The sequence below is a fragment of the Bifidobacterium sp. M0353 genome, assembly GCF_016100645.1.
GTDB classification, from domain to species: domain Bacteria; phylum Actinomycetota; class Actinomycetes; order Actinomycetales; family Bifidobacteriaceae; genus Bombiscardovia; species Bombiscardovia choladohabitans.
In genome coordinates, this window is record NZ_JACFSB010000018.1 from 1 (window position 1) to 489 (window position 489).

1 protein-coding gene is annotated in these 489 nt (G+C 41.3%); it reads left to right on the forward strand.

Annotated elements, in window-relative coordinates; translation table 11 throughout:
- Positions 1 to 129: 129 nt before the first annotated feature.
- The coding region (locus tag H3V04_RS08800; RefSeq protein ID WP_269748887.1) for a CatA-like O-acetyltransferase at positions 130 to 489 on the forward strand (360 nt) is incomplete at its 3' end.

Genomic DNA, 489 nt, shown 5'->3' on the forward strand with positions numbered 1-489 from the left:
CACGTTAAGGGATTTTGGTCATGATTGATCGGGCACGTAAGAGGTTCCAACTTTCACCATAATGAAATAAGATCACTACCGGGCGTATTTTTTGAGTTATCGAGATTTTCAGGAGCTAAGGAAGCTAAAATGGAGAAAAAAATCACTGGATATACCACCGTTGATATATCCCAATGGCATCGTAAAGAACATTTTGAGGCATTTCAGTCAGTTGCTCAATGTACCTATAACCAGACCGTTCAGCTGGATATTACGGCCTTTTTAAAGACCGTAAAGAAAAATAAGCACAAGTTTTATCCGGCCTTTATTCACATTCTTGCCCGCCTGATGAATGCTCATCCGGAATTTCGTATGGCAATGAAAGACGGTGAGCTGGTGATATGGGATAGTGTTCACCCTTGTTACACCGTTTTCCATGAGCAAACTGAAACGTTTTCATCGCTCTGGAGTGAATACCACGACGATTTCCGGCAGTTTCTACACATATAT